The organism is Stenotrophomonas sp. 85239_Sma, from assembly GCF_056481725.1.
The window spans coordinates 3,740,569-3,753,613 of the sequence record NZ_CM151163.1; the positions used below are offsets into that span (position 1 = coordinate 3,740,569).

At 67.8% G+C, this 13,045-nt stretch carries 15 protein-coding genes and 1 other RNA gene; 13 read left to right on the forward strand and 3 right to left on the reverse strand.

The window, feature by feature from the left end:
* The first annotated feature begins 16 nt into the window (after positions 1 to 16).
* The 3 genes from ACYKG1_RS17370 (at position 17) to pepQ (ending at position 4,068) form a co-directional block, all read left to right on the forward strand.
* Positions 17 to 2,290, forward strand: a complete 2,274-nt coding sequence (locus tag ACYKG1_RS17370) for a DUF1631 family protein (RefSeq protein ID WP_478471005.1) — start codon at positions 17 to 19, stop codon at positions 2,288 to 2,290.
* On the forward strand, positions 2,287 to 2,661 hold the full coding sequence (locus ACYKG1_RS17375; protein ID WP_262227656.1) for a PilZ domain-containing protein: 375 nt from the start codon (positions 2,287 to 2,289) through the stop codon (positions 2,659 to 2,661). Before ACYKG1_RS17370 ends, ACYKG1_RS17375 begins: the two co-directional genes overlap by 4 nt.
* 75 nt (positions 2,662 to 2,736) lie before the next feature.
* Positions 2,737 to 4,068, forward strand: coding sequence for a Xaa-Pro dipeptidase (gene pepQ, locus ACYKG1_RS17380; RefSeq protein ID WP_478471006.1), 1,332 nt, complete (start codon positions 2,737 to 2,739; stop codon positions 4,066 to 4,068).
* A 554-nt stretch (positions 4,069 to 4,622) separates the two neighbouring features.
* Here the strand turns inward: pepQ and ACYKG1_RS17385 are convergent.
* Complete coding sequence (locus ACYKG1_RS17385; RefSeq protein WP_100475244.1) at positions 4,623 to 5,945, reverse strand: aminopeptidase P N-terminal domain-containing protein; 1,323 nt, start codon at positions 5,943 to 5,945, stop codon at positions 4,623 to 4,625.
* Positions 5,946 to 5,950: 5 nt separating this feature from the next.
* Positions 5,951 to 6,499: a YecA/YgfB family protein gene (locus ACYKG1_RS17390; RefSeq protein ID WP_262083745.1), complete on the reverse strand. Its 549-nt coding sequence runs from the start codon at positions 6,497 to 6,499 to the stop codon at positions 5,951 to 5,953.
* Between the two features lie 153 nt (positions 6,500 to 6,652).
* Between ACYKG1_RS17390 and ACYKG1_RS17395 the strand changes: the two genes are divergently transcribed.
* From ACYKG1_RS17395 to ACYKG1_RS17430, 8 genes are all read left to right on the forward strand, one after another.
* On the forward strand, positions 6,653 to 6,874 hold the full coding sequence (locus tag ACYKG1_RS17395; protein WP_005410898.1) for a TIGR02449 family protein: 222 nt from the start codon (positions 6,653 to 6,655) through the stop codon (positions 6,872 to 6,874).
* Entirely contained in the window at positions 6,871 to 7,191 is a 321-nt protein-coding gene (locus ACYKG1_RS17400; RefSeq protein WP_262083744.1) for a cell division protein ZapA, read from the forward strand. The genes ACYKG1_RS17395 and ACYKG1_RS17400 overlap by 4 nt, the downstream gene beginning before the upstream one ends.
* A gap of 131 nt (positions 7,192 to 7,322) precedes the next feature.
* A non-coding RNA gene (ssrS, locus tag ACYKG1_RS17405) (6S RNA) lies at positions 7,323 to 7,508 on the forward strand.
* 83 nt (positions 7,509 to 7,591) lie between these two features.
* Positions 7,592 to 8,185 (forward strand): 5-formyltetrahydrofolate cyclo-ligase, encoded by a 594-nt coding sequence (locus ACYKG1_RS17410; RefSeq protein ID WP_478471007.1) that lies wholly within the window; start codon positions 7,592 to 7,594, stop codon positions 8,183 to 8,185.
* Positions 8,182 to 8,661, forward strand: coding sequence for an EVE domain-containing protein (locus ACYKG1_RS17415; protein ID WP_100473809.1), 480 nt, complete (start codon positions 8,182 to 8,184; stop codon positions 8,659 to 8,661). Before ACYKG1_RS17410 ends, ACYKG1_RS17415 begins: the two co-directional genes overlap by 4 nt.
* Before the next feature lie 22 nt (positions 8,662 to 8,683).
* Positions 8,684 to 9,331: a ribose-5-phosphate isomerase RpiA gene (gene rpiA, locus ACYKG1_RS17420; protein ID WP_478471008.1), complete on the forward strand. Its 648-nt coding sequence runs from the start codon at positions 8,684 to 8,686 to the stop codon at positions 9,329 to 9,331.
* 21 nt (positions 9,332 to 9,352) lie between these two features.
* A complete protein-coding gene (locus tag ACYKG1_RS17425; RefSeq protein ID WP_262083741.1) occupies positions 9,353 to 9,796 on the forward strand; it encodes a DUF192 domain-containing protein in 444 nt (147 codons plus the stop codon).
* A 145-nt stretch (positions 9,797 to 9,941) separates the two neighbouring features.
* The gene (locus tag ACYKG1_RS17430) at positions 9,942 to 10,787 is read left to right on the forward strand and encodes a SirB1 family protein (protein WP_100473812.1); all 846 of its coding nucleotides are present in this window, start codon (positions 9,942 to 9,944) and stop codon (positions 10,785 to 10,787) included.
* A gap of 59 nt (positions 10,788 to 10,846) precedes the next feature.
* Here ACYKG1_RS17430 and ACYKG1_RS17435 read toward each other — a convergent pair whose 3' ends face one another.
* Positions 10,847 to 11,071 (reverse strand): rubredoxin, encoded by a 225-nt coding sequence (locus ACYKG1_RS17435; protein WP_006467103.1) that lies wholly within the window; start codon positions 11,069 to 11,071, stop codon positions 10,847 to 10,849.
* 34 nt (positions 11,072 to 11,105) lie between these two features.
* Between ACYKG1_RS17435 and thiE the strand changes: the two genes are divergently transcribed.
* Positions 11,106 to 11,732 (forward strand): thiamine phosphate synthase, encoded by a 627-nt coding sequence (gene thiE, locus ACYKG1_RS17440; protein WP_262083740.1) that lies wholly within the window; start codon positions 11,106 to 11,108, stop codon positions 11,730 to 11,732.
* 16 nt (positions 11,733 to 11,748) lie between these two features.
* A complete protein-coding gene (hemL, locus tag ACYKG1_RS17445; RefSeq protein WP_100473814.1) occupies positions 11,749 to 13,038 on the forward strand; it encodes a glutamate-1-semialdehyde 2,1-aminomutase in 1,290 nt (429 codons plus the stop codon).
* Positions 13,039 to 13,045 lie beyond the last annotated feature (7 nt).

Genomic DNA, 13,045 nt, shown 5'->3' on the forward strand with positions numbered 1-13,045 from the left:
CGGGTACCGCTCGCCGATGTCAGCTGTCTTTTCCATCACCTCTGCCGACAAAGCCCGCCTGGCCGCCAGCGACCTGCCACCGCGGGTGCGTGAGCTGCTGGGTGCATTGATCGGCCTGTGCCGGCAAACGCTGGCCGCCCCCCTGATCCTGACCGTCGAAGCGCTGGAGCAGACGCTGCTGCACGACGCCGACCGCGCGCGCAATCCCATGCAGCAGGCGGACCTGATGGCCCAGCGTGGCCAGCTGCATGCCTTCGCCGGCCATTTCGCCGACCGCATGCTCGATGCCGTGGCCGAGGCGCTGGCGACCCTGCGCGCGCCGTCCACCGCCGCTGCAGCCAACGCCACGCCACCGCCCCTGCCAGGCACGCTCGGCCTTTCACTGGTCGATGAGCACGAGGTTGATCGCGACCTGCTGCTGACCGAGATGGTGCGCCGGGAGACGCTGCGCTCGGCCAACACGCTGAACCTGCTGGGCCAGCGCCTGGGTGTGCTCGCTGCGGCGCCCGCCTTCGAGGCCGATACCCTGCCCCTGGCACCACAGGCCCTGTGCACGATGGTGCGCCGGATCGCCGAGCAGGACGCCCTCGGGGTGGAGGTGCAGCTTGCGCTGTACCGCAGCTTCGAACGGCAGGTGCTGGAACGCCTGGGCGAAGTGCTGGACCGCGCCAATGCGCTGCTGGCCCAGCACGGCGTGCTGCCGGGGCTGGTCTACACCCCGTACCTGGCACGCTCGTCGAGTACCCGGCGGATCCTCACCCAGTCGGTGGGCGGTGGCCGCGCAACCCAGCCTGCCAAGCGTGCCGCCGCACCACTGACGGGCTGGAACGGCTCCGCTGCCGCCGGTTCCTGGTCGAACCTGGTGCAGGATGCCTTCAACGATGCGGTCACCCCGGGTGCCGCAACTCCCGGCGTGACCACGTCCACCGGCAGTGCGCTGCATGAACTGCTGCAACAGGCGCGCCACGCCACGGCGCCCCCCGCAGAGGCCGTGCCCAGTGCGGCGGTCGACGCGGTCCTCGCGCGCCTGCAGGCCCAGTCCAGCGCGGCCACCGGCGTCGTCGACCTGCAGGCGGCGGTGGTCGCCCAGCTGCGCAGCGAGCACGGCGCGCAGGCCCAGTTGGGCAGCCACGACCGCGACAACCTCGACCTGCTGCGCCTGCTGATGCAGCAGGTACAGCAGCAGCAGCGTCCCGACCCGGTGCCGGCGGCCCTGCTGGCGCGCCTGCAGGTGCCGCTGGCGCGCGCGGCGATGGCCGACCCCGGCTTCTTCGTGCGCGACGAACACCCTGCACGCGAACTGCTCAACCAGATTGCCGAAGTCGGCGCGAACTGGCTGGGCGACGATGATGTTGACCCCCAGCTGCTGCAGCGCATGGCGCAGAGCGTGCAGGGCCTGCTCAGCCAGGATGCGCGCTCGCCCGAGTCCTTCGCCACGGCCAACGAAGACGTGCAGCAGCACCAGCGCGCGGCGGCCCACCGCGCCGAACTGGCCGAGCGCCGTCACGTCGAAGCCGCGCGTGGCAAGGAACGGCTGGAACTGGCGCGCCGCCAGGCCAATGCACAGATCGACCAGTGCTGCGACGCACAGGAACCGCCGCGCTTCGTGCAGACCCTGCTGCGCCAGGCCTGGGCCGATGCACTCACCCTCACCCGCCTGCGCCATGGCGACGATTCACTGCAATGGCAGGAGCGCCTGCAGCAGACCCAGCGCATCGCTGCGATCACGGCACAGGCCGTCGATGCTCCCGGCGGCACCGATGCCGCACTCGCCGCGGACGTCGAGGCCGCCCTGCTGCAGGTCGGCTACCACGCCGAGGAAGCCGCCGCCGTCGCTCGCCGGCTGGCCACGCCCGGCGGCGAGGACGAAAGCACCTCGCGTACCGAACTCAGCGCCCGCCTGAAGGCGCGTGCGCGCCTGGGCGAGCATGCCGGCACGACGGCCGGCACGGCGCCCGCGACACCGCGCAGCAGTGCCGAAGAAGCTGCTTACCAGCAGCTGTGCACCCTGCCGTTCGGCAGCTGGTTCGACATCGATGCCGGTGATGGCACGCTGCGTCGCCAGCGCCTTTCCTGGTACAGCCTGCTGACCGGCCACGCCCTGTTCGTCAATCCACGCGGGCAGAAGATCGTCGACACCGATCTGGATACGCTGGCCCGGCAGATCAGCGCTGGGTACGCGCAGCTGGTCACCGAAGACAAGGCCCGGCTGGTCGACCGCGCCTGGGAAGCCAGCCTGGGCACATTGCGCGCACTGGCAGCCAGCCGCACGCAGGAGACCCACGCATGAAAGCCGTACCGCCGCAGGACACACGCCGCGCGCCCCGCCGCCAGGTCTCGGACCTGGTGCCGGTCACTGACCAGATGCGCGAATGCGTGGTCGGTCGTCTCGGCAATGTTTCTGAAACCGGCATGCTGATGCTGGCCAGCGCGCCACTGCGCGAGGATGCGTTGTACCAGCTGCGCTTCCCGCTGCCGCTGGGCGATGGCCGCCAACAGGACATCGATGTGGGCGTGCACCTGCTGTGGAGCGAGCCCGCGCATGCCCCCGGCCAGAGCTGGACCGGCTTCCGGTTCCTCACCCTGTCGCGCGAACACCGGCAGCTGCTGCGCCAGTGGGTAGGCGAAGACAGCGACGAGGGGCCGGTTTCGACGACCTGAGTGCCGGTTCCAGCACAGCGGTTTTTCCCGGTATGCGGCAGAATCTAGGGCCGTTTCCCGTGTCGAGCCACCGCAATGATCCAGCAAGACCCCGGCGCCCTGTATCCCGACCACCTGGCCGTGCTGTGCCGACGTGCCGAACTGGCGCTGGCCCGCGGCGGCTTCGATCATCTGGTGGTGCCCAGCGGCACCCTGCACTACCAGGTGTTCGATGATCGCGACTATCCCTATGCCGCCAATCCGCAGTTCAAGGCCTGGCTGCCACTGACCCGCGTACCCAACAGCTGGATCGTGTTCACCCCCGGCAAGCGCCCGGCGGTGATCTTCCACCAGCCCTTCGACTACTGGCACGTGGTGCCGGATGCGCCGAGCGGCTGGTGGGTGGACCACTTCGACATCCACATCATCCGCACGCCGGAAGAGGCGCTGGCCCTGCTGCCGGCCGATCCGTCGCGCTGCGCGATCCTCGGCGAGCCGCAGAGCGCACTGGGCAACTACGTGCCGAACAACCCGGCGCCCGTGGTGAATTACCTGGAATGGCACCGCGGCAGCAAGACGCCGTATGAAATCGCGCTGATGCGCCAGGCGCAGGTGCTGGGTGTGCGCGGCCACCGCGCCGCCGAAGCCGCGTTCCGCAACGGTGCCGACGAGTTCAGCATCCACATGGCGTACTGCCAGGCCGTCGGCCAGGATGCCAACGAGCTGCCCTACGGCAACATCGTGGCACTGAACGAACATGCCGCCGTGCTGCATTACACCGAGCTGGGTCGCAAGGCACCGCAACCGCTGCGCAGCTTCCTGATCGATGCGGGTGCCAGCGCGCACGGTTACGCCAGCGACATCACCCGTACCTACGCCGCGCACGGCCACGACGAATTCGCAGCGATGATCGCCGCCGTCGACGCCGCCCAGCAGCAGATGTGCGCAGCCGTGCGCCCCGGCTTCGACTACAAGCAGCTGCACGTGGACGCACATCTTTCGCTGATGGGCGTGCTGAAGGACTTCGGGGTGATCAAGGTGTCGCCGCAGACCGCGCTGGAAACCGGCGTCAGCGCCGCGTTCTTCCCGCACGGCATCGGCCACCTGATCGGCCTGCAGGTGCACGACGTGGCGGGTTTCGCAGCCAGCGACGAAGGCGGTCGCATCGAGCGCCCGGCCGGCCACCCGTACCTGCGCCTGACCCGCGTGCTGGAACCGGGCATGGTGGTGACCATCGAACCGGGCCTGTACTTCATCGACATGCTGTTGAACGAAGTGAAGGACGCCGGCCATGGCGATGCGATCAACTGGGAGCGCGTGGACTTCTTCCGTCCGTATGGCGGCATCCGCATCGAAGACGAAGTGCTGTGCACCGAGGGCGAAGCGGACAACCTGACGCGGCCGGAGTTTGCGGCGGCGAACGGCTGAGCCCCTCGTGGTTGGTCGCTGAAATCAAAAGCCGCGCTTGGCGGGGCGGGGTGGGTTCGCGGGGGACGCCGTGAATCCATCCCTGGAGGCTTGGCCGCGGCATCCATGCCGCGGACACCCCCGCGAACCCACCCCGCCCCACCTCTGACAGTTTCTTGCGCGCGTTCAACCACGGAAAAGAAAGAAGAAGAGCAAAAGCGGGTCGCTCGCTGCGCTCGCTCTGTGTCGACCAAGGTCGACACCTACCAACAGCCGCGCGTTCCAACGGCCGCAGTCGCCAGTAGATCCACGCCATGCGTGGAGGATTCATTCGATATCTGACAGATGTGCCGACCAACGGTCGGCACCCACCAACAGCCGCGTGAACCTGTCGAAGGCGGGGCACTGTGGGTCTGCGGGGTGTGAGCCGCATGGATGCGGCGACCAAGCCTCCAGGGATGGATTCACGGCGTCCCCGCAAACCCACAGTGCCCCGCCATCCCACGGAATGCCCGCCGTTGCTGTTGCTCTTGCGTGTAGCGGATGCAGGGCTGCAAGCCCTGCAGAAAAGCCCCTTACCCCGCCATCACCGCTTCGATCTCATCGGCGCTGCGCGCCAGGCCTTCGGTCAGCACGCGATGGCCGTCGTCGGTGATCAGCACGTCATCCTCGGTACGGATGCCGATACCGCGCCAGCGCGGCTCCACCGTCGTGTCGTCCACGCCGATGTACAGCCCCGGCTCGATGGTGAACGCCATGCCCGGCTCCAGCAGGCGCGAGTCGCCCGCCAAGCGGTAGTCGCCCACGTCGTGCACATCCAGCCCGATCCAGTGCCCGGTCTTGTGCCGGTAGAAACGCTGGTACAGGCCTTCGGACAGATTCTTTTCCAGCGTGCCCTTCAGCAGGCCCAGCCGCAGCAGGCCCTCGGTCAGGGTCTGCACCGCCGCGAGGTGACCGGCCTCGTATGGCACGCCCGGCTGGGCCTGGGCCAGCGCCGCAGCCTGTGCCTCGCCGACCAGGTCATGCAGCGCGCGTTGTTCGGCACTGAAGCGGCCGTTCACCGGGAACGTACGGGTGATGTCACTGGCATAGCCGCGGTATTCGGCACCGGCATCGATCAGCACCAGTTCGCCATCACGCGAACGTGCGTTGTTGTCGCGGTAATGCAGGATGCAGCCGTTGCGGCCGGCACCGACGATGCTGCAATAGGCTGGCACTGCGTCGTTGGCGCGGAACACGCGCTCCAGTTCCGCCTGCAGTTCGTACTCGTGGATGCCCGCCCTGGCGGCCTTCATCGCGGCCAGATGCGCACGCACGCTGATCTGCGCGGCGTGGTGCATCAGCGCCACTTCTGCACCTGATTTGAACAGGCGCTGCTCGTGCAGCAGGTGCCCCAGTTCCAGGAACTCATGCGGTGGCTGTGCGCCGTGGCGCACCTGCGAGCGCACGCGGTTGACCCAACCGATCAGCTTGAGGTCGAAATCGGCATCGCGGCCGAAGTGGTAGTAAACGCGCGAGCGCCCTTCCAGCAGGCCTGGCAGGATGTCGTCCAGATCATCGATCGGGTAGGCATCGTCCATGCCGTACTGCGCCACTGCCCCTTCCTGCCCGGCGCGACTGCCGTCCCAGGCCTCGCGCTCGGCATCGCGCTCGCGGCAGAACAGGATGGCCTCGCCGTGGCGGCGGCCCGGAATCAGCACCAGCACTGCTTCCGGTTCCGGGAAACCGCTCAGGTACTGGAAGTCCGAATCCTGCCGGAACGGATAGTGGGTATCGAGGCTGCGCACCTTCTCGGCCGCGGCCGGCAGTACCAGGATCGCGTCCTCGCCGGCCATGTCCATCAGCTGGCGGCGACGACGCTTGTATTCGCCGGCCGCGATGCCGGTGCGCTGCTTGATGTCCATCAGTTCAAGCGCTGCCGATGGCGCGAGGCCAGCACCACGTCGCCGTGCAGCAGCAGTACTGCCACGCGGATGAATTCCTCGATCTCCGACAAGGCTTCGTCGTCATCGTCGCCACCGGCCTCGAAATCCTCGCTGGAGGCACGGGCCAGGCTGGCCATGTCGGTCAGCGCTTCTTCGCCCTCTTCAGACAGGGCCGGGCGGCGACCACCGCTGCCCAGGCCGAAGCCGCCCAGGAACGAGCGGGTCCAGCTGAACATGGCATCAGCCTGCGCGGACACGTCGTCGCCGTCGGTCAGCAGCAGTTCGAAGGCGAAGTCGCGGTCTTCCAGCTGCTTGATGGTGGCCTGCAGCAGCTGCCCCAGCACGCTGTCGGCGGCCACCGGCGGCAGGTTGTCGTCGGCCAGCACCCGCGCCGGCCAGTCATTGCCGGGGGCGCCGCCCGCGGCCAGCCAGCCACACAGCGCACCATGCAGCTCGGCAGCGGTGGCGCCCAGGCCCAGTTCCTGGCTGGCGCGGGTAACGTCGTCGACGGAGGGAAGTTCGGTCATCGTGCGGCTCGTTCGGAAAGGAAACCCGGGGCGCGCACGCGCGCGCCCGTGAGACCCCGTAGTGTAGCAACCCCGCAGCATCCTCTCTGCGGCCGCCAGGCCTTGCTGCGACAACGCTTGACCGCCCTTACCCGGCTTGCCTATCGTGCCTGCATGGAACCCGCCGATCCCCTTGCCCAGCTGCAGGACTTCGCCGCCCGCGTGGAAGCGTTGCTTGAACGCAACCAGCGCCTGGCCGAGGAGAACCGCAGCCTGCGCCACCAGCAGGAACAGCTGGTGGCCGAGCGTTCCACGCTGCTGGCCAAGAACGAGCAGGCACGCTCGCGGGTGGAAGCAATGATCAGCCGGCTCAAATCCCTGGAGCAGCACACATGAGCGCCGAACCGGTCAGTGTCCGCATCCTCGATCGTGAATACACCGTGGGTGTTGGCGGCGATGAACGCGACAGCCTGATGGCCGCCGCGCGCCTGCTCGATGCGCGCATGCGCGAAATCCGCGGCAGCAATCGCATGGCCGCCGTCGACCGCGTCGCCGTGCTGGCCGCACTGAACCTGGCCCACGAACTGCAGCTGCTGCGCGACGAGAACGCCCGCCAGGCAGTGGCCCTGCAGCAGACGCTGGCCGACCTGAACCGGCGCCTGGACCGCGCGATCGACGCCCCCCCCATAGAAAAAGGGGACGGAGGGAATTAAGGCGCATTCGCCCCTTCCGTGCTGGAAACGTCTTAATTCCCTCCGTCCCCTTTTTCGCGTATCTGAATTGGCACGGACTGTTGCCGACGAACGGCCTATCCAGATCCTGCACGCTGGCTATAATGGCCACGCGTTCTCTGCGGTACTCGACGGCATGTGCAAACATTCGCCTTGTCCCTTAAGAACGACACCGGGAGCGCGACAGCGCCGGGAGTGCAGGTCCGCCTTGTAGCGGGAAGCCCGATGGTTCTCCAGCGTTCCCACTTGAGCCCCCGGGTTCAAGGTCGTTTCGCATGCATCGACATTGCGGAGAATGCAATATTCCAGCAAGGGCGGCGTCTTCGGGCGTCGCCCTTGTTCTTTCCGGCACAATGGCGGCTGATCCTTGCCGCACGCTGCCATGACCGACCCGCGCCAGGCCCTGCGCCACGACCTGCGGCAACGCCGCCGCGACCTTTCCGCCGGTGAGCGCATTGCCGCCGCCGAATCGCTTGCCGAGTCTCTGCTCGCCCTGCCGTTCGCCCCGCGCGAAGGCGCCGTGGCCGGCTACTGGGCGCTGGATGGCGAAATCGCCCTGCACCGCTGGCAGCTGCAATTGCCCGAGGGACTCACCTACTGCCTGCCGGTGCTGGCCGGCGACGTGCTGCGCTTCGCGCCGTGGCGGCCCGGGCAGCCGCTGACCAGCAACCGCTATGGCATTCCCGAGCCGGACCTGGCCATGGAGGACACCCTGGAACCGGCGCAGATGGCGCTGGTGGTGGCCCCGCTGGTGGGCTTCGACACGCAGTGCCAGCGGCTGGGCATGGGGGGCGGCTGGTATGATCGCAGCTTCGCCTTCCGCCACGACCGGCCGGCGCCGCCCTGGCTGGTCGGTGCAGCGTTCGCGGTGCAGCAGGTCGAGTCCTTGCCGGTGGCGTCGTGGGACGTGCCGGTGGATGCGATCTGCACTGAAGAAGGCACCCTGTTCCCCTCCGCTGCCCCTGTGAACGCATGACCGCCCGCAAGCGCTACTGGCTGATGAAGTCCGAACCGGACGCCTTCTCCATCGATGACCTGGCCAAGGTCAAGGTCGAACCCTGGAACGGGGTGCGCAACTACCAGGCGCGCAATTTCATGCGCGATGGCATGCAGGTGGGCGACGGCATCCTGTTCTACCACTCCAATACCAAGGTCCCCGGCATCGTGGGGCTGGCCACGGTGGCCAGCACGGCCTACCCGGACGACACCCAGTTCGACCCGACATCCGATTACCACGACCCCAAGAGCACGCGCGAGAACCCGCGCTGGATGCTGGTGGACGTGGCCTTCGACCGCAAGCTCAAGCAGGTGATCGCGCTGGACGAGATCAAGCTGCACGCCGACGAACTCGGCGAAGGCTTCCCGCTGGTTGCCAAGGGCAACCGTCTGTCGGTGTTCCCGGTGACCGCCGCGCAGTGGAAGCTGCTGCTGTCGCTGGAAAAGAAATCCTGATCCCCTGCCTGAGAGTTCTCCCATGTCCGAAGCCAAGCGCCTGGCCGCCGAGAAAGCCATCGAGTACGTTGAAGACGGCATGATCGTCGGTGTCGGCACCGGTTCCACCGTGGCCTATTTCATCGATGCCCTTGCCCGCATCCAGCACCGCATCAAGGGGGCCGTGTCCAGCTCCGAACAGAGCACCGCGCGCCTGAAGCAGCACGGCATCGAGGTGATCGAGCTGAACCACAGCGGCAACCTGTCGCTGTACGTCGACGGCGCCGATGAGTGCGACGCCAACAAGTGCCTGATCAAGGGCGGCGGCGCCGCGCTCACCCGCGAGAAGATCATCGCCGAGGCCAGCGAGCGCTTCATCTGCATCATCGACCCGAGCAAGCGGGTGCCGGTGCTGGGCAGGTTCCCGCTGCCGGTGGAAGTGATCCCGATGGCGCGCAGCCTGGTCGCCCGCCAGATCCGCGACATGACCGGCGGCCAGCCGGCCTGGCGCGAAGGCGTGATCACCGACAACGGCAACCAGATCCTGGACATCCACAACCTGCAGATCACCGATCCGGAAAAGCTGGAGCGCGAGCTGAATCAGCTGCCGGGCGTGGTCTGCGTCGGCCTGTTCGCGCGCCGCCGCGCCGATGTGGTGATCGTCGGCGGCGAACCGCCGGTCGTGCTCTGACCCTTTCGAAGGATCCTGACGATGTCGCTGTTGCGTTCGCTGCTGATGCTTCCGCTGCTGGCCCTGGCCGGTTGTGCCACCGATGCGGCCCGCCACTGGGTCGAGCTGGATGGTGCCCGCTACCAGGTCGAGCTGGCCACCAACGATGAAACCCGCGCGCGCGGACTGATGTTCCGCGACCAGATGTCGGCCGACCACGGCATGCTGTTCATCCACGACCGCGAAGAAATGCAGGCGTACTGGATGAAGAACACCAGGATCGCGCTGGACATCCTGTACTTCGACAGCCAGCGCAAGCTGGTCAGCCAGCAGCGCGACGTACCGCCGTGCTCGGCCGGCGACATGTGCCCGCCCTACCCCAGCGGCGGCCCGGCACGCTACGTGCTGGAGCTCAACGCCGGCCAGGCCGAGAAGCTCAAGCTGAAGGATGGCACGGAGCTGAAGCTCGGACCGGGCATCGAGTAACAAGGGTTCTGCCAGCGGTAATGCCGGCCGCTTGCCGGCAATCCTGCCGGGGTCAGATCCCTTTCGCACGCGAAAGGGATCTGACCCCTGAATTTTTCACGCGGCACCGCTTGAAACCGCCTGCGAATGACGCCAGTCTGTGGCCATGCAGGACCGGATCACACTCCCCGACTGGGATGCACTGGCCGACCTCGAAGACGAGGCGCTGCCACTGCTGCCGACCGCGCTGCTGATCGCGCGCGATGAATACCCCGATCTGCAGCCGTCGACCTACGACGCACTGATCCAGAGCCATGTCGACCACCTCCGCTCGGAAGTGGACAGCATCGACAACAGCCCGCTGAAGATGGCGGCGATCAACCGCCACCTGTTCGACGAGCTGGGCTACAGCGGCGACCACGACGAGTACTACGACCCGCGCAACAGCTACCTCAACCAGGTCTTCGAGCGCCGCCTGGGCAACCCGATCTCGCTGGCACTGGTGCAGATGGAAGTCGCGCGCCGGCTGGGCATTCCGCTCGACGGCGTGTCCTTTCCCGGCCACTTCCTGGTGCGCCTGCCGGTAGACGACGGCGTGCTAGTGATGGACCCGTTCAACGGTGGCCGCCCGCTGGACGTGGACGAACTGCGCGAACGCGCCAAGTCACATCTGGGTGGGCAAATGCCGGACGACCAGGTACTGGCGCAGATCCTGGACCCGGCGCCGGCGCGTGCGATCCTGATGCGCATGCTGCGCAACCTGCATGGCGTGTACGCCGAAGCCGGCGAATGGGACCGTGCCGCGCGCAGTGCCGACCGCCTGCTGAAGCTGGCCCCGGAGCAGGACGACGCGCTGCGCGACCGCGGCCTGGCCTACCTGCAGCTGGAATACCTGGCCGGTGCCCGCCACGACCTGGGGCAGTACCTGAAGCGCAACCCGGAAGCCAGCGATGCGCAGTGGCTGCGCGAGAAGCTGATTGACCTCGGCGGACCGGTGCCGCGGTTGCATTGAGGGTGTCAGTGTGTGGACCAACGGTCCACACCCACCGGAGGGGCCGGGTGGCCCACCCGTCAATCGACCTCGACCATCTCGAAATCGGCCTTGGTCACGCCACAGTCCGGGCAGGTCCAGGTCTCGGGAATGTCCTCCCAGCGCGTCCCCGGCGCGATGCCCTCCTCCGGCAGGCCGTCCGCTTCGCTGTAAAGGAAGCCGCAGACCACGCACATCCAGGTGCGCAAGGTGGTGGGGGTGGCATCGCTCATCGGATAATCAGGGCTGGATTCACGGGCCGCCATTGTCCCATCGCGGTCCACTCACCGGTAGCCATCGATGACTTCTGCTTCCCCGGCGCCCCGCGGCGTCTACCTGATCACCCCGGACGAGCCCGATACCGCGCGCCTGCTGGCCCGTACCGCGCCGCTGCTGGCTGCGGGCGCCACCTGGCTGCAGTACCGCAACAAGACCGCCAGTGACGCGCTGCGGCGGGAGCAGGCCACCGCCCTGCAGGCGCTGTGCGTGGAACACGGCGTGCCGCTGATCGTCAACGATGACCCGGCGCTGGCCAAGGCAGTCGGCGCCGCCGGCGTGCACCTGGGCGGCACCGACGGTGACATCCCCAGCGCGCGCGCCCTGCTCGGCCCCGAAGCCATCATCGGTGCTTCCTGCTACGACCAGCTGGCCAATGCCGAGCAGGCCGTGGCCGCCGGTGCCAGCTACGTGGCCTTCGGCGCCTTCTTCCCGACCACCACCAAGATCACCAGCAGCCGCGCCCATACCGACCTGCTGCGGCAAAGCGCCGCACTGGGCGTGCCGCGGGTGGCGATCGGCGGCCTGACGCCGGACAATGTCGGTCCCATCATCGACGCTGGCGCCGATCTGGTCGCCGTGGTCAGCAGCGTGTTCGCCGCCGAAGACCCGGTTGCGGTCCAGCGCGCCTACCTCGCCCAGTTCGCGTAATGCCCAGGAAATCCGCATGAACCACGACCAGTCCCACGCCCTGTTCTCCCGCGCCCAGCAGCTGCTGCCGGGCGGCGTCAATTCGCCGGTACGCGCGTTCAAGTCAGTCGGTGGTGAACCGTTCTTCGTCGAGCGCGCCGACGGCGCCTACCTGTACGACGTCGATGGCAACCGCTACATCGACTACGTCGGTTCCTGGGGCCCGATGATCGTCGGCCACAACCATCCGGCCGTGCGCCAGGCGGTGAAGAAGGCGATCGACAACGGCCTGTCGTTCGGTGCGCCGTGCGCGGCCGAAGTCACCATGGCCGAGACCATCACCCGCCTGGTGCCGTCGTGCGAGATGGTGCGCATGGTCAACTCCGGCACCGAAGCCACGCTGTCGGCGATCCGGCTGGCGCGTGGTGCGACCGGCCGCAACCGCATCGTGAAGTTCGAAGGCTGCTACCACGGCCATGGCGACTCGTTCCTGGTCAAGGCCGGCAGTGGCATGCTGACCCTGGGCGTGCCGACCTCGCCGGGCGTCCCTGCCGGCCTGAGCGAACTGACCCTGACCCTGCCCTACAACGACTTCGAAGCGGCCACGGCGCTGTTCGAACAGCAGGGTAACGAGATCGCCGGCCTGATCATCGAACCGGTGGTCGGCAACGCCAACTGCATCCCGCCGCGCGAGGGTTACCTGCAGCACCTGCGCGAACTGTGCACGAAGCACGGCGCGCTGCTGATCTTCGACGAGGTGATGACCGGCTTCCGCGTCGCCCTCGGCGGTGCGCAGGCGCACTACGGCATCACCCCGGACCTGACCACCTTCGGCAAGATCATCGGCGGCGGCATGCCGGTGGGTGCCTACGGCGGCCGCCGCGAGCTGATGCAGCAGATCGCCCCGGCCGGCCCGATCTACCAGGCCGGCACGCTGAGCGGCAACCCGGTGGCGATGGCTGCTGGCCTGGCGATGCTGGAACTGATCCAGCAGCCGGGCTTCCACGCCGACCTGGCCGAGCGCACCGCGCGCCTGTGTGCCGGCCTGGAAGCGGCCGCCGCCGAAGCCGGCGTGGCAGTGACCACCACCCGCGTGGGTGCGATGTTTGGCCTGTTCTTCACCAGCGAGAAGGTGGAGACCTATGCGCAGGCCACATCCTGTGACATCCCGGCGTTCAACCGCTTCTTCCACGCGATGCTGGAACAGGGCGTGTTCCTTGCGCCGTCGGCATACGAGGCCGGGTTCCTCTCCAGCGCCCACGATGATGCCGTGATCGAGGCCACCTTGGCCGCTGCACGCGTGGCATTCAAGACCGCCAAGGGCTGAGCCCGCT

What these genes read in the sequence shown, in the direction of transcription:
- pepQ (WP_478471006.1), top strand. Translation starts at nt 2,737, where the DNA reads ATGATCCAGCAAGACCCCGGCGCCCTGTATCCCGACCACCTGGCCGTG.
- ACYKG1_RS17395 (WP_005410898.1), top strand. Translation starts at nt 6,653, where the DNA reads ATGGAACCCGCCGATCCCCTTGCCCAGCTGCAGGACTTCGCCGCCCGC.
- thiE (WP_262083740.1), top strand. Translation starts at nt 11,106, where the DNA reads ATGACTTCTGCTTCCCCGGCGCCCCGCGGCGTCTACCTGATCACCCCG.
- ACYKG1_RS17390 (WP_262083745.1), bottom strand. Translation starts at nt 6,499, where the DNA reads ATGACCGAACTTCCCTCCGTCGACGACGTTACCCGCGCCAGCCAGGAA.
- ACYKG1_RS17410 (WP_478471007.1), top strand. Translation starts at nt 7,592, where the DNA reads ATGACCGACCCGCGCCAGGCCCTGCGCCACGACCTGCGGCAACGCCGC.
- rpiA (WP_478471008.1), top strand. Translation starts at nt 8,684, where the DNA reads ATGTCCGAAGCCAAGCGCCTGGCCGCCGAGAAAGCCATCGAGTACGTT.
- ACYKG1_RS17375 (WP_262227656.1), top strand. Translation starts at nt 2,287, where the DNA reads ATGAAAGCCGTACCGCCGCAGGACACACGCCGCGCGCCCCGCCGCCAG.
- hemL (WP_100473814.1), top strand. Translation starts at nt 11,749, where the DNA reads ATGAACCACGACCAGTCCCACGCCCTGTTCTCCCGCGCCCAGCAGCTG.
- ACYKG1_RS17425 (WP_262083741.1), top strand. Translation starts at nt 9,353, where the DNA reads ATGTCGCTGTTGCGTTCGCTGCTGATGCTTCCGCTGCTGGCCCTGGCC.
- ACYKG1_RS17370 (WP_478471005.1), top strand. Translation starts at nt 17, where the DNA reads ATGTCAGCTGTCTTTTCCATCACCTCTGCCGACAAAGCCCGCCTGGCC.
- ACYKG1_RS17415 (WP_100473809.1), top strand. Translation starts at nt 8,182, where the DNA reads ATGACCGCCCGCAAGCGCTACTGGCTGATGAAGTCCGAACCGGACGCC.
- ACYKG1_RS17435 (WP_006467103.1), bottom strand. Translation starts at nt 11,071, where the DNA reads ATGGCGGCCCGTGAATCCAGCCCTGATTATCCGATGAGCGATGCCACC.
- ACYKG1_RS17400 (WP_262083744.1), top strand. Translation starts at nt 6,871, where the DNA reads ATGAGCGCCGAACCGGTCAGTGTCCGCATCCTCGATCGTGAATACACC.
- ACYKG1_RS17430 (WP_100473812.1), top strand. Translation starts at nt 9,942, where the DNA reads ATGCAGGACCGGATCACACTCCCCGACTGGGATGCACTGGCCGACCTC.